The 21,228-nt window shown below is 56.0% G+C and carries 24 protein-coding genes; 6 read left to right on the forward strand and 18 right to left on the reverse strand.

Annotated features, from left to right (window positions below; all coding sequences use genetic code 11):
* Positions 1-6 precede the first annotated feature (6 nt).
* From V8J82_RS22620 to V8J82_RS22630, 3 genes are all read right to left on the reverse strand, one after another.
* Positions 7-330: a VOC family protein gene (locus tag V8J82_RS22620; protein ID WP_339979125.1), complete on the reverse strand. Its 324-nt coding sequence runs from the start codon at positions 328-330 to the stop codon at positions 7-9.
* Between the two features lie 78 nt (positions 331-408).
* Entirely contained in the window at positions 409-879 is a 471-nt protein-coding gene (locus V8J82_RS22625) for a helix-turn-helix domain-containing protein (protein ID WP_339979127.1), read from the reverse strand.
* A gap of 400 nt (positions 880-1,279) precedes the next feature.
* Positions 1,280-2,236, reverse strand: a complete 957-nt coding sequence (locus V8J82_RS22630; protein WP_339979128.1) for a DMT family transporter — start codon at positions 2,234-2,236, stop codon at positions 1,280-1,282.
* A 92-nt stretch (positions 2,237-2,328) separates the two neighbouring features.
* Here V8J82_RS22630 and V8J82_RS22635 point away from each other — a divergent pair, with 92 nt between their 5' ends.
* The 3 genes from V8J82_RS22635 (at position 2,329) to V8J82_RS22640 (ending at position 4,097) form a co-directional block, all read left to right on the forward strand.
* Complete coding sequence (locus V8J82_RS22635) at positions 2,329-2,763, forward strand: Rrf2 family transcriptional regulator (RefSeq protein ID WP_339979129.1); 435 nt, start codon at positions 2,329-2,331, stop codon at positions 2,761-2,763.
* A gap of 506 nt (positions 2,764-3,269) precedes the next feature.
* Entirely contained in the window at positions 3,270-3,524 is a 255-nt protein-coding gene (locus V8J82_RS23755) for a TIR domain-containing protein (protein WP_439650095.1), read from the forward strand.
* A 216-nt stretch (positions 3,525-3,740) separates the two neighbouring features.
* A complete protein-coding gene (locus V8J82_RS22640) occupies positions 3,741-4,097 on the forward strand; it encodes a hypothetical protein (protein WP_339979130.1) in 357 nt (118 codons plus the stop codon).
* A gap of 41 nt (positions 4,098-4,138) precedes the next feature.
* Here the strand turns inward: V8J82_RS22640 and V8J82_RS22645 are convergent, their stop codons facing one another.
* The 10 genes from V8J82_RS22645 to V8J82_RS22690 all read right to left on the reverse strand — a co-directional run bounded on the left by V8J82_RS22645 (position 4,139) and on the right by V8J82_RS22690 (position 12,693).
* Entirely contained in the window at positions 4,139-4,795 is a 657-nt protein-coding gene (locus V8J82_RS22645) for a hypothetical protein (protein WP_339979132.1), read from the reverse strand.
* A gap of 84 nt (positions 4,796-4,879) precedes the next feature.
* The gene (locus tag V8J82_RS22650; protein ID WP_339979133.1) at positions 4,880-5,368 is read right to left on the reverse strand and encodes a TIR domain-containing protein; all 489 of its coding nucleotides are present in this window, start codon (positions 5,366-5,368) and stop codon (positions 4,880-4,882) included.
* Between the two features lie 43 nt (positions 5,369-5,411).
* A complete protein-coding gene (locus tag V8J82_RS22655; RefSeq protein WP_339979134.1) occupies positions 5,412-6,614 on the reverse strand; it encodes a YuaX family protein in 1,203 nt (400 codons plus the stop codon).
* 112 nt (positions 6,615-6,726) lie between these two features.
* Positions 6,727-7,602 (reverse strand): DUF4231 domain-containing protein, encoded by an 876-nt coding sequence (locus tag V8J82_RS22660; protein WP_339979135.1) that lies wholly within the window; start codon positions 7,600-7,602, stop codon positions 6,727-6,729.
* The gene (locus V8J82_RS22665) at positions 7,599-7,994 is read right to left on the reverse strand and encodes a TIR domain-containing protein (protein WP_339979136.1); all 396 of its coding nucleotides are present in this window, start codon (positions 7,992-7,994) and stop codon (positions 7,599-7,601) included. Before V8J82_RS22665 ends, V8J82_RS22660 begins: the two co-directional genes overlap by 4 nt.
* 438 nt (positions 7,995-8,432) lie before the next feature.
* The gene (locus V8J82_RS22670; protein WP_339979137.1) at positions 8,433-8,813 is read right to left on the reverse strand and encodes a DUF5615 family PIN-like protein; all 381 of its coding nucleotides are present in this window, start codon (positions 8,811-8,813) and stop codon (positions 8,433-8,435) included.
* Positions 8,814-8,822: 9 nt separating this feature from the next.
* Positions 8,823-9,296: a DUF433 domain-containing protein gene (locus tag V8J82_RS22675; RefSeq protein ID WP_339979139.1), complete on the reverse strand. Its 474-nt coding sequence runs from the start codon at positions 9,294-9,296 to the stop codon at positions 8,823-8,825.
* A 191-nt stretch (positions 9,297-9,487) separates the two neighbouring features.
* Entirely contained in the window at positions 9,488-10,114 is a 627-nt protein-coding gene (gene scpB, locus V8J82_RS22680; protein WP_339979140.1) for an SMC-Scp complex subunit ScpB, read from the reverse strand.
* Positions 10,111-11,052 carry a DUF1403 family protein gene (locus V8J82_RS22685; protein ID WP_339979141.1) on the reverse strand — a complete coding sequence of 314 codons (942 nt, stop codon included), beginning with the start codon at positions 11,050-11,052 and terminating at the stop codon, positions 10,111-10,113. The genes scpB and V8J82_RS22685 overlap by 4 nt, the downstream gene beginning before the upstream one ends.
* A 459-nt stretch (positions 11,053-11,511) precedes the next feature.
* The gene (locus V8J82_RS22690; protein ID WP_339979143.1) at positions 11,512-12,693 is read right to left on the reverse strand and encodes a replication initiation protein; all 1,182 of its coding nucleotides are present in this window, start codon (positions 12,691-12,693) and stop codon (positions 11,512-11,514) included.
* Between the two features lie 527 nt (positions 12,694-13,220).
* Between V8J82_RS22690 and V8J82_RS22695 the strand changes: the two genes are divergently transcribed.
* The 3 genes from V8J82_RS22695 to V8J82_RS22705 all read left to right on the forward strand — a co-directional run bounded on the left by V8J82_RS22695 (position 13,221) and on the right by V8J82_RS22705 (position 16,396).
* Positions 13,221-14,612, forward strand: a complete 1,392-nt coding sequence (locus tag V8J82_RS22695; RefSeq protein ID WP_339979145.1) for an AAA family ATPase — start codon at positions 13,221-13,223, stop codon at positions 14,610-14,612.
* Entirely contained in the window at positions 14,599-15,702 is a 1,104-nt protein-coding gene (locus V8J82_RS22700; RefSeq protein ID WP_339979147.1) for a ParB/RepB/Spo0J family partition protein, read from the forward strand. Before V8J82_RS22695 ends, V8J82_RS22700 begins: the two co-directional genes overlap by 14 nt.
* A gap of 466 nt (positions 15,703-16,168) precedes the next feature.
* Positions 16,169-16,396: a hypothetical protein gene (locus V8J82_RS22705; protein WP_339979150.1), complete on the forward strand. Its 228-nt coding sequence runs from the start codon at positions 16,169-16,171 to the stop codon at positions 16,394-16,396.
* A 364-nt stretch (positions 16,397-16,760) separates the two neighbouring features.
* Here V8J82_RS22705 and V8J82_RS22710 read toward each other — a convergent pair whose 3' ends face one another.
* The 5 genes from V8J82_RS22710 to V8J82_RS22730 form a co-directional block, all read right to left on the reverse strand.
* Positions 16,761-17,081, reverse strand: a complete 321-nt coding sequence (locus V8J82_RS22710) for a DUF736 domain-containing protein (protein WP_339979153.1) — start codon at positions 17,079-17,081, stop codon at positions 16,761-16,763.
* Positions 17,082-17,590: 509 nt separating this feature from the next.
* Positions 17,591-18,010, reverse strand: a complete 420-nt coding sequence (locus V8J82_RS22715; RefSeq protein WP_339979156.1) for a hypothetical protein — start codon at positions 18,008-18,010, stop codon at positions 17,591-17,593.
* The gene (locus V8J82_RS22720; protein ID WP_339979158.1) at positions 18,003-18,248 is read right to left on the reverse strand and encodes a type II toxin-antitoxin system prevent-host-death family antitoxin; all 246 of its coding nucleotides are present in this window, start codon (positions 18,246-18,248) and stop codon (positions 18,003-18,005) included. Before V8J82_RS22720 ends, V8J82_RS22715 begins: the two co-directional genes overlap by 8 nt.
* 254 nt (positions 18,249-18,502) lie before the next feature.
* Positions 18,503-20,356: a ParB/RepB/Spo0J family partition protein gene (locus V8J82_RS22725; protein WP_339979161.1), complete on the reverse strand. Its 1,854-nt coding sequence runs from the start codon at positions 20,354-20,356 to the stop codon at positions 18,503-18,505.
* A gap of 246 nt (positions 20,357-20,602) precedes the next feature.
* Entirely contained in the window at positions 20,603-20,962 is a 360-nt protein-coding gene (locus V8J82_RS22730; RefSeq protein ID WP_339979163.1) for a DUF3768 domain-containing protein, read from the reverse strand.
* Positions 20,963-21,228: the final 266 nt, after the last annotated feature.

Here is a 21,228-nt window from a genome sequence, read left to right on the forward strand (position 1 = left end):
GGCCTTTCACTCTTGGCGAAGGCCAAAACGAATACCTTGCGGATCAGTGCAGGTTGAAAACCTTCCAAACCCTGGCTCTTCTGGTGTTGGATCGTCCGCGGTTCCGCCAAGACTGCGCACTCTTGCGACGGTGGATTCGATGTCAGGAACCGTAAAGTAGACGACAATGGCTGGTCGGTCATCCTTTCCATGCAGGCCGGTCTTGATCTCCCCGGAGTCGAACCAGCCGCCGTTCTCCATCGGGGTGAACGACCATTCGAAAAGCTCCGCAAAGAAGCTTCGGGCTTTGGCATCATCCGGTGCGCCAATTTCGAGATAGGATGGTTTCATACTTTCGTTCCTTCAGGCTTCTCCAAGGAACGTAACCGATAGAGACCGATCTATCTTGAACAGGCCGGAACTAAAGGCTTAACCGTTCAAAACGGATCGCCTCAGCATCGCTGGACTGGTGCCAGCCAATTCGATGAAATCGCGGTTCATATGGCTTTGATCAGCATAGCCCGCATTGAGGGCTACGGCTGACATAGGCTCTGTGCTTGTCGTGATTGCATGGCTGGATTTTTCAAGCCTGATCAGCTTTCTCCACTGAGCAGGCGTCAGGCCAGTTTCTTCCTTCACTGCTGCGCGGACGCGCCTATCACTCAAACCAAGGTGGCCTGCGATTGCATACAACTTGCGTGTCGGCGCAACTTGTATGGCGTGCCACACGCGTGCTGCGATTTGGGCATCTGCAGTGCCGCGCCCGGCACTCCAGTTCGTGTAGGCCATATTCGCGACATCAAGTGCATGAAGTGAACCTTGCTGAATAGCAGAAAGAAACGGTGTGGCCGGAAGATCAGACAAATCATGAACGTTATGGCTTAGCTCACGACCAGACACACCAAGCAATGCAGTAGCGACCCAAGCTGGAAGAGTGAACTCGGTACAGCTTGCGTTTGCTGCATAGGATACCTCTATCGGCGTAGCTCGGCTTCCCACAACGAAAGCGGTTCTGCTCCGACCCGCTATGTCGAAAGAGCCTCGGCCTGCAACAATGATCTTAATGCGAGCCGTCGCCATCTCACTTGAGTTCTCTACGAGGGGTTTCGCGACTGGAAATAGTGTGGCGGATACTTGGCTCATTTATTGATGATAGCCGACATTCGTAGTGTGCGCAGCATCTGTCCCTAGGGGCTCTCTGCAAACCTCAGATGTAGGGCGTTTGGATGAAGCAGGGCAGACAACGTTGCTGTTCGTTTTGCCATCCAACCGTCGGATGTCCGGAAATGACAAACGCAGCTCAGGGCAAGCGTCGCGTAGAACGGCTTCTCATCAGAATTCCCCATAACGGTGGCAAGGCGGAGCCAAAGAGGATGATGGCAATGCCAGCAAACGCAGTTGATCCGATAGAGGTATCGAAGATCACAGAAGCCGCCAAGGCACCGATACCTGGTGCCCCTGCAGCCAAGAGGCCGAGAACAGGTGTCGGCAAGCGCGAGAGAGCGAAGTTGTATGCTAGGTAGCTGACAGCCGTCATGCCAACTATCAAATAAATAAAGGCTGGATATTCTGATGCGATTGCGGCGGGATCGATAGTTGCGCCGGTCGCCAAAGTGCCAATCCAAGCGACGACCGCGCCGCCTGTCACCTGAAGTGGCGCTAGAACAAACCACGGCAGGATAGCACCCGTGTTGAACGCCCGCCCGGTAATCATCGCACCGCTAGTCAGCAAAAGCCCCAAACCACCGAGAGCGAAACCTAGCGGAGTATTCTCTCCAGTTGCCTCACGCTTAGAAACCAATACGACCAGCCCGAGTAAGCTGAAGCCGATGCCAACGAGCACGACCGGGCGCAAGGTTTCCCGCAGGATGAGCCACCCGCCAACAGCGATCAGTGCCGGACCGAGCGCAAGCAACAACACAGCTGTCACACTATCCAAGCTTCCGCTTGCGGCAGTGTAGACGATCATGAATGCACCTGGATGAAGGACGCCAAGCGTAAGGCCCATGAGCTTGGCGCGCAGTGGCACGGCCACTTTCGGGAAGACAAGCCAACGAACCAGCCAGAGCAGAACCGCGCCGCCTGAGGCCTGGATCGCGATGATCAGAAACGGGCTGAACGACGCGACGAGCCATTTCTGAACAACAACCCCGACAGGCCCGAGACTGAATGACAAAAGTGCGGCCAAAACGCCAAGAGTCGCGCCCTTCGTCGCTGCGGACGCCTTTGGTGTGTTCGTGTTTGCTTGTTTCGACATGGGCATCTCCGACCTGGTTAAGGACCGATGGAAGGCCGGTCGACTTCATGCTATTAGGAGAGTAGCAACATACATGCAACTCTAAAAGTATCATGAAACGAAATTCGAAGCTGTCTCTCGCGCTACATGTCCTCGGTCATATGGCGGCAGACGCAAGTTACCCACGAACCTCCGCTGAAATTGCCGAACTCCACGAGACGCATCCGGCGTTCGTCCGTCGGGTCTTGGGCCTTCTCAGAGAAGGAGGACTGTTGACCTCAGAGAAAGGACATTCGGGAGGGTGGTTCCTTGCGAGAACACCGGAAGAGATTACTCTAGCCGATGTCTATGTCGCCTTGGGGGAGCGGTTCATGCGCCCGGAACCTACAGGGGAGGACAACCCGGTTACGTGCGTGATCGAGCGCGCGCTACGTGGCGAGGTTGAGACCGCGCTTGATCTCGCTGAAGCGACGTTGGTCGATGAGTTGCGACGGACGACCATCGCACGCCTCGCGGAAGCCTATCAGGATGCAGCACTCAAGAGTTGACATTCGCTGCGGGCTCACGAACGAGGGAGTTGGGCTCCCTACTGCCATCGGAGCCAGCGCAGTATATTATTGCTAGTCCGGGATCAGGGCGTTGAGTACGGCCCAAACCAGCCATTCGTCTGGTCAGGCTATGTCGCATCGCAGCTTCACCAGACCGGGTTTTCGCTGCGGGCGCAATATAAGGGTTTAAGTGAACTCACAGACGCGGACAAATCCAGCCTTCGCCGCAGTTGCACCAGTGTCCGGTCGGCGACCTCGCCCAAAATGGTCTTTTTTGCTGCAATGATATATTCTTCTTCGTGACAAAGAGGGGGAAGAGCCCCTTAGCCACTGTCGGCCGCAGAAAAATCGGATAAACAGCACCCACAACAGTATCATGTGGATCTGCGATGCCATCAGTCTTCTTCTCTTACAGCCATGCCGACGAGGCACTTCGCGATCAGCTCGAAAAGCAACTGGCGATTTTAAAACGCCAAGGTTTGATCGAAACATGACATGACCGGCGAATTGATCCCGGCCAAGAGTTTGGCAGTGAGATCAACATTCATGTTGAGAGGGACGACATTATTCTTCTTCTGATCAGTTCCGATTTTCTTGCATCTGACTATTGCTACGAAAAGGAGATGTTGCGGGCGATTGAGAGGCATGACCGGGAGGAAGCAATTGTCATTCCGGTTATCTTGCGTGATTGTCTTTGGCACGACACTCCGTTTGGCAAAATTCTGGGGGTTCCAACCGATGGGAAACCAGTCACGCAGTGACCAGATAGAGATCAGGCGTTTCGTGAGGTCGCCCAAGCTGTTCAGAAAGCTGCAAAGCGACTTGGTGGTTCACCGCAATCCCAAGCCTCATCTGAACCCACCAGTCAAGTTTCGCCTTTGATGACCGAGCCTAGAATTAGATCAAGCAATCTCAGAGTATCCAAGTCATTCACAGACCGTGATCGTGACACCTTTCTCCATGAAGCGTTCGACTACATGGCCAAGTATTTTGAGAATTCTTTGACCGAACTTGCATCTCGCAATCCAGAGATTGAAGGGACATTTCGACGTATTGATGCCAACAGGTTCACAGCAGTCTGTTATCGTGGCGGCAAGAAAGTCAGCGCCTGTACCATTTTCATGGGATCGGAACACTTTGGCGGAATTGCTTACTCAGGGAGCGAGAACGCTGCCACCAATGGCTACAACGAGCAGCTTACGGTTGAAGCTGACGATCAAGCCTTGTTTTTGAAGAGTCTCGGAATGGGGTTTGGTCGCCAAGATGGTTCTAAGCTAACATTTGAAGGTGGCGCTTCACTTTACTGGGACATGCTGATCGAACAGCTGCAATAGGATCCCTACTTCCGACAATATTTCGATCAAGACTGCGAAAGCTACGTAGAGTTGTTGTGGCGGAAGATCACGGGACCTAGGCCAGTCTCGGGGTCAGTCTCGTTGAGGACAATTTTCCAAGACTTAAACACTGCCTCAACGCGTGACCTATTAGAAACGGTGCCAGTTAGAGGAAAGTTGATCTTGCTCTTCATAGGGCCTCGAGGCTGAGATGCGCACAGGCCATGTGCACCATCCCACATGACTATGTCGCCAATTTCGGGCGATGCGTAGACTCCTATTTGGATATCGCCAGTTGGGTCCATAACGAGCTTCCAGTCGTGGCCATAAGAAAGGCAGAGGTCAGGTCTGTGATCCACATAGTGAACACTGAACTGGTCATCACCCTGATCATGCATGGTAGCAAAACCAAGATCCTCCTCAAGTTTGACAACAAGCATGGCCAGTTCGGCACCTCTGCCAAAGTTGCAGAGACCGATTTCTCCCACTTCGAAGTCAGCCATTGGTTTGAGGGTTGTTGAAAAAAGAAGTTCCATTGAGTCACCGAAATTGACTGTAGTTTTGTGGAAATCTGCATCGTGCCACAAGGCTAGCGACATACGTTTGTTCGCATCATGCCAAAGCGCATCCAAAGCATTGACACGCGGATTTTTTGGGCCAGTAACTCCGGCCCGCTCCAAACCTTCATCCTTTAACAATCCAAAGTTGCATCTGGAGTACAATTCTACGGCATTTCAAGAATCTCGCGACCAGTAAGTCGTCACTCAGACAAACAGCTTCTTTCAGCCGAATTTAGAGTAGTATCTCGCTCCACCACTGATCTCTGCATTGCTCAGTCTTTTGCACTCACTCGGCCAATTGGCCATGGTAAATTTAAGCGCCTCAAGAGTGTAGGGAATGTGCACGACGCAACCATTGTCTCGAATAATTGCAGGGCACAATGCGTCATCCTGCCTATTTTGTTTATTTAGGTTGGCAACAATTATCGGCAACTGCAGTTCCAGTGCTAACTCCAATTCCCATCGGACAAACTTGTACAAGTTTTTGGTTTTTTCGCCGACTAGTACAACAACAGCTGAAGACTGCCTCATCCTCTCTTGAAGCTTAGATTTTACATACTGCTCATTTTGGGCACGGCTCGTCATCGTATCCAAATCATTGGCGTTATGGTACGAAAAATCGATGTTCCGGTTTGCTTTCCAACCGTTCATGTAGCGGTAAGCCCAACCGTCGTTATCACCGTCGAACACAATATACGCTGCTCCGGGCATTTTTTGTCTCCTTTAGTCGGTATGCGCAACCCACCGGACGGTACTACGTCATGATTTTGTTCCAATCGACGGCGAAACCAGCCTCATTGAGCTCCTTGCCTAGAGCTTGTTGCCAAGCCCCGGCGCCATCAAGCTGAATATACACTACTCCACCAAAATCAGATGGAACTTCCACGTCGCCTTGCCTAAAGACTGCCACACGTGACCGGCCAAGTTTTCCGACGAAGTAACCCAGCTCTAATATCACGTTTTGACGCGCGCGCGGCTGGGTGTCGCCGCCTAATGCTCCTCCCACATCATCAGACGTCAGTAAGACAACAGCAAACCCAACATCGCTGTGGGCTTCGATCTTTTCGATCACGGTCCGATTTCCGCTTGCTTGTTCGTGCAAGATGATTGGTTCAAAGTCGAGGCGTGACAGAAACCGCGCCATTTTCTCTTTGGCGGCTTCACTATGACCATGAACAACAAATACTTTGCGTGCCGTGGATGCACTTTGTTCAGGGATGTTGGTCAACTCAACTACGCCAGTCTCTTGCTTTACGTAGTCGATAAAGTCGCGACCAAAGGGTGCGAATACCTGCGCCACCATGCCTTGAAGTTCGGGTGTAATCTTTCGACCCCCACTATTGTAGAAAGTATGGGCAAAGTGGATCGCTCGATCAGGTTTGTCCGCGAACCAATGAGCTAGGGCAATTGTCATGCCGAGCTCTTCACGTGGGTCAACTGGCCATTCTAGTTCCGCACTACCAACCATGCCACCTTGTGTGGCTTCTCCAGCGGCCAGCCACGCGTCCAAGTCGATCAGCCCGACTAACTCATCCGACATTTCAACAAGTTCATCGGACTTGAGCAGACTGGACAGTTTCTTAATATGACGATCGAAAGTATTCGTGTCTGCCCATTTTAGGTCATCAATCGTATTTTCTATCTTTCGAAAAATTGTACCGTCCATCTGCTCACGTTCCTCGTATCGTTCTGCGGCTACCGTCCGTGCCTTTGCTGCACGCTGTTCAATCTGTTCCCTCAAATTAGCTTTTACGCCGTCAGTTAGCTCTTTAACCATTGGATTGCGCGAATAGGCCGCTACGCTTGCATCCACCGCGCCTTCCATCTTTGTGATGGCAGCTTGAATGCTTCCGGGTTGGGTGGGGTCGAACTCGACGGTCGTCAACGTGCCATCCAAACGCGCAAGCGCATTTTGCGCCTGATCAAGTTCCCTGAGGAGCTTGTCCAACCCCTGCATTTTCACCTCCTGTAGCAGTCCAAGGGACTTGTTTGCTTGACTGAATCAGAAAGCCGCTGCTCTTGCCGTTCAATTTCTTCTAGCGGCAGCTCCAGACATGCTGGTGTAAAACCTAAGTTGCATCTCGCCTGGCGACCCACTGTGTATGTTCTCTCGAAAACGCCAACTCTGCTTCATTGATGAAGTCAGAAAGCTCCTCCTCTGACGTCACTGACTCTGAGTTGCCGCGAATGATCCCGATCTCGTGGGCCGTAAGGTTGTAACTCGCCATCAGCTCGCCGTGCCGTTTCATTTGTAGCCATCCAAGGGCTGAGGTCAAAACGACGATCAGAGGATCGAATGCTAGCGTTGCCCGAGGTAGACCAAGCTGCTCTGCGTTAAGCGCAATCGCTGCAATGATATAAAGGACGATGGTGGCCGCGACCCAAAATGTAAGAGCGTTCTTATTTGCTTTCGATTTCTTGGAATACCACGTCCGCTGATTATCAATTCTGTTTTTGACGTAGTAATCCATCCGCTGATCAAGCGGCAATTTCCTGATCTCTACCATCGAGCCGGTGACCTGTTCAGTCACCGATGTTTCAAGGTTCGCTGCAATGTGTCTGTTAGCTTGCAAGATATCCTTGAGGAGGTTTCTGAAATTGGCCTTTGGAATCTCAATGCTGCTCGTATCCTCAAATGGATGCGCACGCATTGAAAACCGCCATGTCGATGTCTTGACTGACTCAGCAAGCGCCCTGCATCGGTACCAGTCTTGATCTAGCCGCTTGAATATTTTGAAAACGAAAAGGCCTGCCAGCACAACTAGCAAGAGCGAAATGATTAGCGGGTTGATCCCAGACACCCCACGTGTAGCGCTTGCCACGCTGACGCAAAATAATAGGAAGTATTCAAGCCTGATCGTTCGCAGGAAGCGGCTCTGCGCCTTGATGGAGCCGTTGTTCGCGCTGTCGTATAGCGCCGGGTATTCTAGATTGGGATTGGTCACGCGATCTGCCTAATGCCCGCGACGATGGAATCTGAGTTCCAGTTCACTACCAAATCGGACGCCTGGGCAACAGCAACCGGCATGACCTGTGCACCGCGCGGGCGTACACCAAGCACCGGTTTGTTGATGCTGTTGGCGAAGTCCATCTCGAACCTGATCCAATCGCTGTGGTTAGCCCACATCCCGCCGATGATGATCACGCAGTTGACTGGGCGAATTTGACCGCGCAGCTCTTCTTCCATTTTGTACCGCGCCATAGGCCCGAAGGCCTTGGTTTCTGGGACAGAGTAATTCGTGAAGTTGAAGTACAGGCGATTGTTAAGCAGGTTCACCATTGCATTGTAGCGTTCACTGTATGACCACGAATGACTGATAAAGAGCCGAGTCGACATTTAGTACCTTTCAAAAAGAGATAGCACATTATTAACTCGTGCATCCCACAAGCGGGATAACACAACGCGAACCAAACGTGAACATGCAAATCAACCGAAGACTACGTGTCACTGCAGTTTGAACGACTTGCAGTTAGCCAGAATTTTTTTTGCAGTCGCCAAAGGCGTCAGGAAATCGCCCAAATATCGAATGAGAAGCCAATTGGTTGCGTTTGGAAGGTTTAGCGACGCGAATGCTCGGGCCCAGTGTTTTCCAGGCGTTTGTCAATGCTTCAGTTTACTTGCTTCTACTGGGGGGAACACAAAAGACAGTGTTTCGACTGCGATCATAGTTCAACGTCCGCTATGGCAACGCATCAACGGTTCTTAAGCAAACGCAGCGAAAGACTGCTTCCCGCCGCTCTCCCGGATAGACCGTCTCTTGGTCTGAGACACTTCCTACGCTTCTGGCAGATCGTACAGCGTCATCCCGCCGTCGGCCTCAGCCTCCAAAACCTTATTCACCATCACGTCGGCCGGGTCGCCGAGTTCCTCCAGATAAGCAATGGCGACTTTGATAAGAGCTTTCGCCTGAACCCTACCGAGGCACGGTAGGATGATCATGCCAGGGTGTATGTCGGCGCGCGATGCGAGTGCACGGAAGTCGCGCGCATTCTCGGTGACAATGACAAGATCATGTTCGATGCAACGGGCGAGCACGGTATGATCTGCCTCACCGAGCCCGCCCTGATTGCGCGGATGAACGACATAGTAGCCTTCCTCTGCCATGAGATCGTTCGCCACGCGCGGTGACAGGCATTCGTCCAGAAAAAGCCGCATGAATGAGGCTTATGCAGCCTTGCGCCAAGGCTTGCCGGAAGCGGGTCTTCCCCGCGGCGGATGCGCCTTCGCATAGACAAGGGCGGCCTCGAACGCCTCTTTGCTGATCTCGGGATAGTCCTCGACCAGATCGTCCACGGTTTCGCCACCCTCAATGCGCCCGAGAACGGATTGGCAGGTAATGCGTGTCCCTTTCAGGATCGGCTCGCCACCCAAGATTTCTGGATCTACTGCCAAGTGCTCATGCCTGGTTTCAAGATAGATACGTGTTCGATCCCAAACCTCTGTGACGAGCGGTTCAAGATGAAGTGTCAAACCCGGCGACAACTCCAGACTGCCAAACTTGGCTGTCTTCGAGCTGCGCAGGAATCTCCAAACGAGACGTTTCGACTTCTTTTCCATCTTGATGCCATCGAGTGTTTGCATGGCCCGCGCATAAGCGACCGCATGCATTGGCACATGCGCAGCCACGGTCTTGCGCATCCAAAGCTTTGTCTTACGCCTTGGAACGATACCCTCTTCGCAATCCTTCTCGATCCGCCTCGGGGCAACGCCAGCAAGATGTGCGGCTTCTTTGATCGTGAGGTCTGCTGATGCTTGCGTCGACATAATTCTTCCCTTCGAAGGGATAAATAAAGATAGACGGTCAACTTGTCAAGATTCTGCGGCTTTGATCAGCCGGGATCACGCGGGTCCAACTCTAGCTCTGGCAAGTCCCGCAAGCTCTGCAGATCGAACGTCAACAGAAACGTTTCCGTCGTCACAAAGGTATGCGGCGCGCCGGGTCGCGGCGACCGCGGTCCCGAGGCGATCAGGTCCTTGTAGCGCAGCCGGGCGAGCAGATCGCGGCTGATCTCTTTACCGAAGATTTCTGCCAGGCCTGCCCGGTCGATCGGTTGGTGATAGGCGATGGCGCAAAGCACCCCCATCTCCATCTCGGTAAAGGCAAGCGACTGGTCGCCCAGGTCGGCGGCGGCCTTGATGGCCTCGGAGAACTGGGTCTTGGTGCGAAACATCCAGCCGCCACTGCCTGACACGCCGTGTCCGACATGTGCCAGCTCATAGGGACGGCCGGTCAGCTCGGCCTGGATGTCGTCGATCAATATCTCGACCGAGGCCCCCTGCCCTACCACGCGCGCCAGGTCGTCGCGGCCGACCGGCGACGCACTGGCGAAGAGCACTGCCTCGATCCGTCCCATCCATTCGCGCCAGCGCAGTTCTTGGGGGAGATCGTCCAGCTCGCGGTCAAAGACGGCGCCACTCTCGTCCGCCGGTTTCCGTTTTCTGGCCGCCGCCGTCACGGCGCGATCCCGTAGAGCCGGAAGGTCGGTCGCCCGGTCAGTTCCCGGGCCACTCCCAACTCCACCAGCCTATCGCAGAACCGCCGCGCGGCACGATTGGTCATCGGGATCGAGGTGCCGCGAACTCTTGGAGACAGCATCGAGGCCGGGGCCACCGCATCCTCGGTCAGGAACAGATTGACGGCAGCGTCCGATCCTTTTGCTCGCAGTTTTGGGGCGACGGTACGAAGAGCCTCGCCGCGACGAGCAAGGTCTCGCGCCAGCCCAATCGTCTCTTCGATGGACTCGAGGATCCGCACCTGGACCGCCAGCTCGAGCCCCTGCCCGTCTGCCGTCAGGTCTCGCAACATCGCCTTTGTCAGCCGCCGCGCGGAGACAGGCAGCACAGTCTTCCAATTCAGCGCCCGCGCCAGGACGACATCCGAGAGCAGGCAGGCGACCCGTTCCGCCCGATCGTCAGCGTCGAGCACAGCGCATAGGACGGCCACGCAACCCGCCAGCGGCCCATGGGTCCTGGCACGCTCCAAACCCGCATCGATCCAGACGCCCACCTCCCCCGCAAAGTCAGCGCCAACCCGGTCATTGATCTCGCCACTCCCCTCTGCCCGCAGCCGTACACTGTCGCGCCAGAAGGCCAGAAGATCCCCATCCGGACCCCGCGCCTCTCCCGGTGGTGCCAGATGAAAGGCGTCACGAATATCGGCCTCGCGCGCCAGCCGGCCTTCCAACTTCGAGGTCGCTGTCGCCGCACTCAGGGCCAGCCGGTTGGCCAGCAGTTTCACCGGCACACCATATCGCGGATCGGAGGCCAGTTGATCGAGCACCATGAGAGCAGCGCCTGACCGAAAGGCCACATCTTCAGGGGTTTCCGGCCGCGCCGCGGTGACCCAGGCGGGCATGTGAGGGAGGGTGTCGGCGCGCTCGGGGGCATAGGTCATGCCACAAGACTATCGCAGGACGGCGCTTACGTCCACAATATGATGTATAAACCGCCCCACCCTGCCGCTCTCCACCATGTCCAATAAGTTTGCATTATCGGACATAAAGAGAATAGGCTCCCCATGCGCAAAATGGCCCCATATCAGACCCCAGGGGGCTACTATTTCGACGGCAATGGGCCGCAGCAAGACAGCACGGATCTCGCGAACACCTACTCTCAACGCGGATCCGCAAGCTCCTGCACGCGAATTATCCGGGAGATGCCTTCAACCGTAATCAAGGGCGCCAGCCCAGGCACGGCCACATACCGGTCTTCTTCCCGCAAAGGCACCACGATCCACGACGCATCAATCCCAATCCGATCGTTTTGTGAATCCACAATAAGCTACCCGCCCGCCAAACGAAAAAAGTCAAACCGAGCCAAACCCAAAACACAGGCAGCCTCAACCGCTCGTGGGCTATTCTATCCCATCCATCAGGCCAGAATGTGTTTCTTCCCAAAAAGCGAGTATTGCTTTTGCGTTGAGTGCCGAATGCCAGCCATGACGTTCGAAATCCTGCCGCGCGTCGTAGCTCTTCAACCGATTGTAGAAGGCGCGCTTATCCGCATCCCGCTGTGTCGGGGTGCGCGCCGCAGCCGCCTCCAACACACGCCGCAAACGCTCCGCCTCGGGGCTCAAGGGCGCCGCCTCCCCTGCCCCGTCCGCATCGGTATGAAAATTGCCCTCCAACGCCGCCGATAGATAACCGACCATCGAGCGGACATTTTTGCGGGCCTTCACGTAATCAAGTTTCTGCGCGACCGCGTCCTCCCCGTGCTCCGCAATCCATTGTTTGGCGAGCCTATCGCTTACGCCTAGATCGCGAAGCTGTTTGTAGGGCTTACTGTAGCGCACGCCGTCGCCGTCATCGATATCAAGGATCGATAGCTGCGGGTTCTCTTCGATCAGAAACCGGATCTCACTGACCGCCCTGCCCCGCTTGCGGATCTCAGGCTTGATCTGGATATTCGACGTCTTGTTCACCTCAACCACGGCTGGCTTGATGATCTTGGCGTTCAGGTGCTTGTAGCTCTCGTAATAACTCGAATCCGTCACGCCCATCAGGCGTCGGAACAGATCAAGCGACCACCACCCCGTCGACCCTGTCCGCACGAAACGGTAGCAATTCTCATAGAGTGCGAGCGCGTGGCCCGACGTGAAACGCCGTTGGATGTTCAGATTGATAAGCGCGAAAACCTTTGGGTCGTGCAGCTTTTCGGCCAGGGCGGGTGAGTAAGCATATTCGCAAACGCCCCCCTTCAGCTTGGCATAGCTGAGCAGACTGGACACGCCCCATTCCTGTTGGCCCTTCTCGTCCAACATATCCCATTCCGCGACCGTCTCAGCCAAACCTCTGAGCGAGGTCTTGAGCGTATCAATGTCGTTAGAATTGTACCCGATCAGGATGCACAACGTGCGCGCGTCGATCTCATGGCTGGGGCGGCTGGTCAGGGTATCATAGGCATTCAGCAGAAGAACGTTCGACAACTTGCGCTGAAGAAGCGTCAACTTGCCTGAAACATGGATCGCAGCGACATGCTTTTTGACCGCGCCCCGGCGCAACGCTCCGCTCAACTTATCTCGGGGGATATCGTCCATCTCCGCCTCACCGCTCTTTTTGCGTCAGTCTGCGGCGAAAAGAACCCGAAATCAACCGGGCTACAGGTACCTTAAACTCCCGACAAATGGTCCCGTAAATGGGTCCCGAGCGCAATAGAACCTTGGATGATCTGCGCTTAAGGTACCCAGACACGGGATCGGCCTGCGCTCCGACTCTTGAAATAGACTTTGATTGGCGGCCTATGGGCACAAAACCGGGAAGAGGCACCCCTTTGCCTGAGAATCGGTTCCACTTATCCCGCATACGGGTCCCCAGCATCCTGCATATTGATACTTTTCAACCTGCAAACGGGCCCTCAAAATATCATAACATATTGATAAGAAGATGTTTTAAAGCGTCAAACTTTTTAAAGACACTAAAGATTCTACAAACTTTGTGGTCGGTCTGATCAGCATTATTTTATTGGTTTCGTCACGAAACAGCCTGACGGATTTCAAAATCCATTTGGATGTGCGAGAGTTCGAGCTGAACCTCGCAAACAATGATACATCATGGAAAACTGAGGATGAGCATAAACAAAGACGACAGCCCCCCTTACTTTAACATCGATCCCAAGGCGGCGGCCGCTCGCCTGTCAGAGCCTATCGACACGACACGATTCGCAAAAGCGGCTGCGTTCGCCAGTCGTGGGCGCGAGGATCTGGCCAAGCGCGGTTACGCCCCGGACGGCAAGAAACGCTTGCGCAGGTTCTCGACTTGGGAAGTCTGCAAGTTTCTGATCCCCGTCGCGCCAGCCCATTTCCGACGGGTCTTAAAGAAGAAACCGGATCTGCCGCAGGGCACCGGCGAGGGAAACTCCAAATGGTTTACCCTCGATGACGTGTTGCGCCTGCGAGATCACTTCGCCACCGAAGGCGCGGCGGGCCGTGAATATCGTCCGTGGCGGCCAGAGGGGCTGCCGGCCAAGGTGGTCGCTGTTTCGAATTTCAAGGGCGGGACATCCAAGACCACGACCGCTGCGCATCTTGCGATGTCTGCTGCGCTCGACGGGTATCGGGTGCTGGTGGTCGACTTGGATAGCCAAGGCTCACTGACCTCGATTATGGGCGGCGATGTGCCCGATGAATGGTCCACCGCCTTCCCGCTGTTGGCCAAAGATTACGCGCAGGCCGTGCTGGCTGAAAACCGGGTCAGAGAGGCATCCGGAACCCCTCCCCTGCCTTTCGACGAAACCCTTACCGAAGCGATCAACATCTCCGCCAAAGATCTGATCCAACCCACGCATTGGCCCAACATCGATCTCTTGGGCGCGCAACTGAACCTTTATTGGGCCGAGTTCCAGATACCGGTCTGGCGGATGGGGTTTCGATCTTGGCCCCTCTGGGATGCGTTGTCGAACGCGCTGGAAGCCGATGATGTTCTAAGTGAGTACGACATCGTTTTTCTCGATACGCCGCCAGCGCTTGGATATCTGACGATCAACGCGTTATCGGCGGCCGATATCCTGCTGGTGCCGCTTGGCGCGTCGTTCCTGGAGTTCGACTCAACCGGGCGCTTCTTCGACATGCTCTATTCGACCTTTGCTTCGATTGAGGAAGGCGAAAACGCGATGCGGCGGCAGACTGGCCTGCCAGAAATGCGATTTGAGTGGGACGCGGTTCGCGCCCTGGTAACGCGCTTTGATGCCGGGCAGCAAACAGATCTGGCCAATGTCATCCAGGCGTATTTCGGGGATTTCATGACCACTTATCGTCAAGAGATGACCGCGATGGTCGGTCAGGCCGGGGAACAGGTGAATGGCATCTATGAGGCGGATTACCGTGAGTTCAATCGCGAAACTTATGTGCGCGGGCGTGAAACATTCGACCGAACCTGGGCTGAGGTGAAAGAGCTGATCCTTGGCACATGGTGGCGGGATCTTGAGGCATTGAAGGAGGCGGAAGATGGTGCGGCGTAGAGAAAGAATTTCCGCCCCAAGCGCGGATGAGTTGAACCGGCTGGAAGAAGAGTTTCGCCGCGAAACCCCCGGTCGCGGGCCATTGCCGGGGATGGCGCCAATCGCGCAGGTGGCCGCAGAAACGGCCAGCACCGCGCCGGTTCAATCGCCAGAGGATCGCGCGAAGGCGGCGCAGGTTGCAAGTGATGCAAAGCGCTATCGCCAGGCCGATGAAGGCGGGCTTTTGATCCGAGAAATTCCTTTGGACGCAATAGAGATCGATCTGATCCTGCGCGACCGAGTGCAGTTGAACCATGAGGAATTGTCCGAACTGAAAGCCTCCATTGCCGAAAGCGGAATGCGGCTGCCGATTGAAGTTGTGGACCATGGCGAGGGCGCCGCCAAACGCTATGGCCTCATTTCCGGGTATCGTCGGCTACGTGCCGTGCAAGCTTTGGCTGCAGATGTAGGGCAGGGTACTTATGACCATATTAAGGCGCTGGTTCGGGCGCCGATGGAAACCGGTGCGGCGTTCGCGGCAATGGTTGAAGAGAACGAGGTGCGCGCCGATCTAAGCCCATTTGAGCGAGGACGCATTGCCGTTCTTTCGGCGCAGCAGGGGGCTTTTGCGAGCGTCGAAGCGGCTGTCGATGTGCTTTTCGCGCACGCATCGAAGGCCAAACGATCCAAGGTCCGCTCTTTCGCTTTGGTATATGAAGAGCTGGGCGACATGTTGCTTTTTGCGGATGAGTTGAGCGAGAAGCGCGGGCTGCAATTGGCGCAGGCCCTGCGAAATGGGGGCGAAACGCTTTTGCGCGAGGCGCTTGATACTGGCGCTACAGTCGAAACCGCTGATCAGGAATGGGCATTGCTGGCGGCAGCCTTGGAGCAGATCGTCGTAAGCCCCGGTGCCCGTGCTAAGACTGGACGCCCCAAAAAGCATCAGCCGACAGATTGGGAAAGCGCTGACGTCTTGCATACCACGGCGGGCATCACCATCCGAAAACAGCGGGATCAGAAAGGCTTTATCCTGAAACTTGAGGGCAATCTGAGCGATGATCTGATGCAGAGCCTGATGCAGGAAATCTCAATGCTTCTCAGCAAACCCTAAGAAAGTTTCGCCGCGAAACCTAAGCGGCATGTTCGGTCAATCGGATCGAAAACACGCCTGTATCATGAGCGCGAAAAAGGCCGCTCATATCCATATTAGTTTGGTTTGTTGCAGCTTAAATTGTCAAGGCGGGGTAGGGCGCCAGTGAACTCGGACTCGGGTCTCGAATTTTGACTGAGCGAAATTGGCTACCAGATAATACTAGTGTAATTATCAATCCCCACCTCCTCACGCCGCCAAAGCGCAATTCTTCCAAATCATCATCGCGGGTTTGCTTGATGAAGAGGTTGTGATTGCGAAAGGCGCTCAGCTGGTGGTCCGCTTGGTGCCCGCGCCGCAGGGACGGAGGTTGCTGGGCGTGCTTTAACGTTAACTGATTGTCACGATGATCTTTTAACGGTGATCGCCTAGGAAGAATTGGTGCTTTGGGAAGGCGATTGAGCCTTGCAAGCATTGCTCGACACACATGTTGGAGCCTGAATTCTCACCAATCGTCCGGAACTTACACCGGGCACTTTGGGCTCTTGGTGCGGGATCTGAGCTATTCGGACAGTTCACACGGACGGATCTACAAGCCGCTGAGCTTTGGGGGGATCAATACGATTGGGAAGGCCATTATGTGGATAACACCTCAGTCTTCCATGTGATGCGGCAAGCGATGACGGGCAGAGCGTTGCAAGCTGTCGGGCAGTAGAAGCCGGGGCAGCGTCTCGCAAAGCAGAGCATTAATCGTTTGATCGCTCAAGGCGAGATCATCAAAAAAGGGGGCCGAGACATCTGGCCCCCTCGATGCGCTGCCATCTGTTCTTCTAGAAAATATCTAAGTTGATCAATCGTGCGCCAAAGCTCAGACACGGAGAGACCACCGCAGCTGAGATGGAAACCTCGCTGATTGCGCCGCGCGACGAAACCCTCGCATCGCAATGTCCGTTACCCGATGAAGCCTTTATGGTTGTCGACGGCGCCTCTTAGACGCCTTGCCCCTTGGACCCGGACACCTGCTCGATGTCCGGGCTGATCATGGTGATGGGGCGGCCGTGGCCGCCCCTTGGCTGGCCTTAGCCAGCCAGCGGGACGAGGCGGTATTCGCCTTCTGGGTCTTCATCGGTGCGCAGTGCGTTTACGCGGACGTCCTGGCCATTCACCTTGATCGAGAGGGAGAGGTAGTCCTTCCCGGCCCGGCTGGTCTGCTCCCAGGCGCTTCCGATGCGGATGTAGCGGCCAGCGGGGCTTTTGCCGGTGATCTCGTAGTCCGGATGCACGTCCTTGGTCTTGTGGGGGTTCGGTGTGAGCGTGATCGCCACATCGAAGGTGAGCGATGCGATCCAGCCGGTGAGTGCGTCGTCGTCAGTGCGGGTGATTTGTCCGTTGATTGCCATTGGTCATCTCCTTTGTTTCGATGGGGATAAGCCAGAAGGGATCGACTGAAGGATGCAGGTGGAAAAACGGAAGGTTCGCCCGTAGGGTGAAAGCCGCGCCGAAGGTGTTTATTCTTCTGCTTGCTGAAGCTCAAAAGGATCGCGTGATCGGAGACGCAGACGCAGATCTCCGAAGACGAGCTGAAGGAACGGTCTTCAGGCGGTCCCTTCATCCCCATCAAAAGAGAAACAAGGGGGGTGGCCGGTGGTGATCGACGACATCACTCTAACGACATATCGCAATTGTCGGTGGTCGCCCAAGCGGGTTCCTCTTGTGAATATCATGCTCGCGCCCACCTGCAGGGCTGAGGACAAACGCCCTGTCGGATCACCGCTCACGGCCTCCGCTTCCGCATCGCTTCATAGGATCGGCAGGCCAGACCGGCCACGGGAACGGGTTTTGGGTATAAGACTATGAACGGGCATACAGGGCGCGCAAAGGTGAATGCGATGATAAACTAGTTTCAGCATCAATCGTTTCTCTTTGTGCCAACGGCGTTGCCGCCTGCACGGTAGGCCGCGATGAAGCGGGTTGCGATTTCATTACGAAACGCCTTGGAAAATGCGCCCATCTTGGCGGCCGGATCAAAATAGAAAGAGGTCTCAAGCGTATCTCTGTTGTGATCATCAAAGATCACCCATAGGCGCTTGAACTCAGTCAGACCGGCGCGGCGTATTTCCATAGCGGGGATCTGCAAGGCATCTTGATCGGCCATCGGCTCGGTGCCGGTGATGGGTAGCAAGAAAAGCCGCGTCTCGTCGCCGTCGACGGGCAGGACGGCGGCGAGGGTGACAGGCCGGTCCTTCCGGCCCTCAGTCTCGCCCAAAGCCGCCTGCCATGACCAAAGGTAGGGATAGCGCCAGATGTCGCCGGCCTGTGGCTTAGGCATCGTCTTGCACCATGCGCTCTAGCTCGGCCACCAAGGCCGCGCCTTCATCCTCGGGGATGTCAGCCGTCCGCCGGGCGACGCGTGGATCCAATGACCGTTTCATATGCTCGAAAGCTTCAGTCGTCAGCATGACGAACCGAGGCTTGCCGTGGCGGGCAATGGCGACAGGTTCTTGTGAAGCTGCGGCGAGCACATCGCCGGTTTTGTTGCCCAGATCGGTTGCAGAAAATTCGCGCATAGGGATGTCCTTTTCTCTAAAACCTAGAATATCCCGAAAACCTGGAAAATACAAGGGTGAACGACTAATCCGGGCAAAAAAGGGCCCCGCCGAAGCGGGGACGAGGTGATCCTCACCACAAGGATTTCAAGGTCTCAGTCTTGGGCGATTGGAGCAGCGGTCCAATCGCCCTCGTGACTATTGGGATGTATTTTGCCGCCTCCGCAAGGGTCTGGTGTTTCATAGGGCCGGGCGCGAACGCCCTGCCGTTGCTCTCACGCCATGCCTTCGGGCAACCAAGCGTCGATCTTGGCGGCCTGGGCCTCGGTGACGCCCAGGGCGTTGCGCAGGTCCGATTGGGTGAACAAGGCTTCCAGTTTTGCGGCCTTCTCTGCCTTTTTCAGCTTGGCAAAGGTCGTGACGGTCGGGTGATCCTCGGCCAAGTCAAGAAGATCGCGCCAAATCGCGACCATGTAGGGACCGCCCACGCGGCTGAAAAAGTTGGCCGCTGTCGGCGTCCAGACTTCGCGGGTGTTCGGCTGGGTGGATTTCGCGACCAGCGCTTGCAGCTTCTCGTCACCGCCACTGAATTGGGCCGCTAGGAACCGGACCAACTCACCCCGCACATGCTCCGGGCCTTTCTTGCGGACCGCACGAAAGGACGCGCCCAGGTCTTTTGCATCCCACATATCGCGCGGCGGGTTCGTGGTTAGACGCTCGTCCAATGCGTAGCCCTCGGCCTCCGTAGAGGGCCAGTTTGGCACTTCGGTTGTGGTGATCCCGAACGGAGCATCCCAGCGCAGATTGTGGCTAAACTGATAGGCCAAAAGGTCGATCAGGAGGTCAGGAACGCGCAGGGCAGCATGTTGCTGGGCCCCTTTGGTGATGCGGTTCAAGTCGTCGCGCAGCTTTTGAGAGATTGGCGACTTAGGGGCGTCACCGCCGCCGATGCTGCTGTGCAGCGACTTCGCCAGAACACCCGCCTCAATCGCCGCCTGCTTATCCTCGGGTTTGACCAGAGGACCGCTGACCTGTTGTTCCCCGTTGCCGTCAACATAGATATAGAGGCCCGCATGGCTGCGCTGTGCGTCGGAATACTCCCCGTCGAGGATGGCTTGCAGAGCGGCCAGTTCGGCCTCGCCTTTGGTGTCCAGCACATCGCCATCGGCGAGGTTGGCCAATTCGGAGTAGCGCTCGGCTTCTTCCTCGGACAATTGGCCTTCTGCGGCATAGACCCGGCCAAATTTGTCCAGCCCCATGCTGTAGTGGCAGAGCCAGCGGTCCTGGATCGCCTCGACCCATTTCCAGCCTTCCGCGCGCAAGGTCTCTGCGGCCTCTGTCAGCTTGGCGTCGAATAGTTCGTCCAACAACGCCACATCATCAAAGAATGTCTGCTCTTGGAACAGATCGGCGGTCTTGCGCCCTCCGGCCTCGTCATAGCCCGCCTCGGTGACGTAGATCACGCGGCGGTCACTGCTGCGCACCGCATCCGGCTTGAGGGCCTGTTTGATTTGGTGATCGCTGTAGTTTCCGCCCCGGACCTGAGCCAGCAAGTCCAGCGTGACCTCCAGGTCATTGCTGACGGTGAAAGCGGCAGCATTCGAGAGGCTGATTTCATTGGCCGCAAGCGCGTCCAGCACCGGCTCGGGCAGGTGTGCCAGCGCAAGGCGACGATAGACATGCTTTTCGCTCACGGCGAAGGCGCGGGCAATGGCGGCAACGGTGCCGCCTTTGGCTTCAATCTTGCCATAGGCGCGGATTTCCTCGGCGGGGTGCAGATCGCGCCGGGCGACATTCTCCATATTGGCCCAGGCCTCGGCGGTCTCGGCATCGGGGGCCAGCATGACCATCGGGTTTGCCAGTTCGGGACGGATCGTCGCCATATCGGGGTGCAGATCGGCCAGATAGTGCAGGGCGCGCAACCGGCGCCCGCCCGCTACAATCTCAGCGGTATCCTTCTTGCCTGCCAGCCCGGCAATGGACTGGATCAGGCCAGCGGCCCAGATGCTCTCCGCCAATTCGATCACATCCGCTTCCGGCACATCCTGGCGGGGGTTCATGGGTGACAGGGACAGCTTTGCGAGTGGAAAGCGGGCCTCTGTGGCGATGATCTTAGATGGCGTTGTCATGGGGACATTCCTTGTCTCGTGGTGACGGTTTTGGTATCGGTGCCCCACCCATGTCGGGGCGAGGAGAGGGGGCTTAGGCCCCGTGCTGTTCTAGAAAGGCGAGGCCGATCTTGGCGGAGAGACCTCTCTTTCTCACAAGCGCGAATGCTTCCCGCTTGCGCTGCTCGATCACTGCTCTGGTCATGGATTCACCCCCTTCCCGACGCGGGCAGCGCCTATGGCGCGCCCCTTACGGAGTGACCAATCTCAGTAGTCGCTTGGGAAAAGGATCGTCAGAACGCGGCGGGTCTCGGCCAACGATGTCGGGTCTGGCGAGCCGTATTCATAGGCACGGTCGTAAAGGTCGATCTTCCACCAGACCTTTTTTCCAGCCACCTCCATGAACCCCATTTCATGCGTGTCGAATGGGTCGTTTTCTTGGTTGAAATCGTCGTAGGCATCGACGGCTTTCATACAGGCGAGTAAGAAATCTTGGCCCTCCGCATCGATGGCAGACGTCCAGACCCATTGCCCTTGTCCACCGCCGGGTTGGCGGTGCCGAAACGCGTCGTTTTGCTCAGCGATCTGTTCGTGTTGTGCCGTAACGCTCTCATTCCAATTGGACATATCGGTATCTCCATTGTGGTGATGACGGTTGCCGGTCTTGTGCCAACGTCCCGCCGATGGGCTGCGCCTCGGCCAATCTGATCTGCCCGGAAACGCATGTTTCCGGGCGGAACAGAGTGGGAGAGGGCTGAGCCCGACCCACGGGCCTGACGTGGACTGTCAATGGATTGGAGCTGGGGAGGTGGTGCGGCCCGCAGGCATAGCCGAGGACACGGCCCCCAGCGGAGACGACGCGTAGCACGCGGCGCTTGTCTGTTGACCGACCA

This window comes from Gymnodinialimonas mytili (assembly GCF_037544085.1).
Classification (GTDB): Bacteria; Pseudomonadota; Alphaproteobacteria; order Rhodobacterales; family Rhodobacteraceae; genus Gymnodinialimonas; species Gymnodinialimonas mytili.

What these genes read in the sequence shown, in the direction of transcription:
- V8J82_RS22620 (WP_339979125.1), bottom strand. Translation starts at nt 330, where the DNA reads ATGAAACCATCCTATCTCGAAATTGGCGCACCGGATGATGCCAAAGCC.
- V8J82_RS22630 (WP_339979128.1), bottom strand. Translation starts at nt 2,236, where the DNA reads ATGTCGAAACAAGCAAACACGAACACACCAAAGGCGTCCGCAGCGACG.
- V8J82_RS22635 (WP_339979129.1), top strand. Translation starts at nt 2,329, where the DNA reads ATGAAACGAAATTCGAAGCTGTCTCTCGCGCTACATGTCCTCGGTCAT.
- V8J82_RS22640 (WP_339979130.1), top strand. Translation starts at nt 3,741, where the DNA reads ATGGCCAAGTATTTTGAGAATTCTTTGACCGAACTTGCATCTCGCAAT.
- V8J82_RS22650 (WP_339979133.1), bottom strand. Translation starts at nt 5,368, where the DNA reads ATGCCCGGAGCAGCGTATATTGTGTTCGACGGTGATAACGACGGTTGG.
- V8J82_RS22655 (WP_339979134.1), bottom strand. Translation starts at nt 6,614, where the DNA reads ATGCAGGGGTTGGACAAGCTCCTCAGGGAACTTGATCAGGCGCAAAAT.
- V8J82_RS22665 (WP_339979136.1), bottom strand. Translation starts at nt 7,994, where the DNA reads ATGTCGACTCGGCTCTTTATCAGTCATTCGTGGTCATACAGTGAACGC.
- V8J82_RS22670 (WP_339979137.1), bottom strand. Translation starts at nt 8,813, where the DNA reads ATGCGGCTTTTTCTGGACGAATGCCTGTCACCGCGCGTGGCGAACGAT.
- V8J82_RS22675 (WP_339979139.1), bottom strand. Translation starts at nt 9,296, where the DNA reads ATGCGCAAGACCGTGGCTGCGCATGTGCCAATGCATGCGGTCGCTTAT.
- V8J82_RS22685 (WP_339979141.1), bottom strand. Translation starts at nt 11,052, where the DNA reads ATGACCTATGCCCCCGAGCGCGCCGACACCCTCCCTCACATGCCCGCC.
- V8J82_RS22690 (WP_339979143.1), bottom strand. Translation starts at nt 12,693, where the DNA reads ATGGACGATATCCCCCGAGATAAGTTGAGCGGAGCGTTGCGCCGGGGC.
- V8J82_RS22695 (WP_339979145.1), top strand. Translation starts at nt 13,221, where the DNA reads ATGAGCATAAACAAAGACGACAGCCCCCCTTACTTTAACATCGATCCC.
- V8J82_RS22700 (WP_339979147.1), top strand. Translation starts at nt 14,599, where the DNA reads ATGGTGCGGCGTAGAGAAAGAATTTCCGCCCCAAGCGCGGATGAGTTG.
- V8J82_RS22705 (WP_339979150.1), top strand. Translation starts at nt 16,169, where the DNA reads ATGTTGGAGCCTGAATTCTCACCAATCGTCCGGAACTTACACCGGGCA.
- V8J82_RS22710 (WP_339979153.1), bottom strand. Translation starts at nt 17,081, where the DNA reads ATGGCAATCAACGGACAAATCACCCGCACTGACGACGACGCACTCACC.
- V8J82_RS22715 (WP_339979156.1), bottom strand. Translation starts at nt 18,010, where the DNA reads ATGCCTAAGCCACAGGCCGGCGACATCTGGCGCTATCCCTACCTTTGG.
- V8J82_RS22720 (WP_339979158.1), bottom strand. Translation starts at nt 18,248, where the DNA reads ATGCGCGAATTTTCTGCAACCGATCTGGGCAACAAAACCGGCGATGTG.
- V8J82_RS22725 (WP_339979161.1), bottom strand. Translation starts at nt 20,356, where the DNA reads ATGACAACGCCATCTAAGATCATCGCCACAGAGGCCCGCTTTCCACTC.
- V8J82_RS22730 (WP_339979163.1), bottom strand. Translation starts at nt 20,962, where the DNA reads ATGTCCAATTGGAATGAGAGCGTTACGGCACAACACGAACAGATCGCT.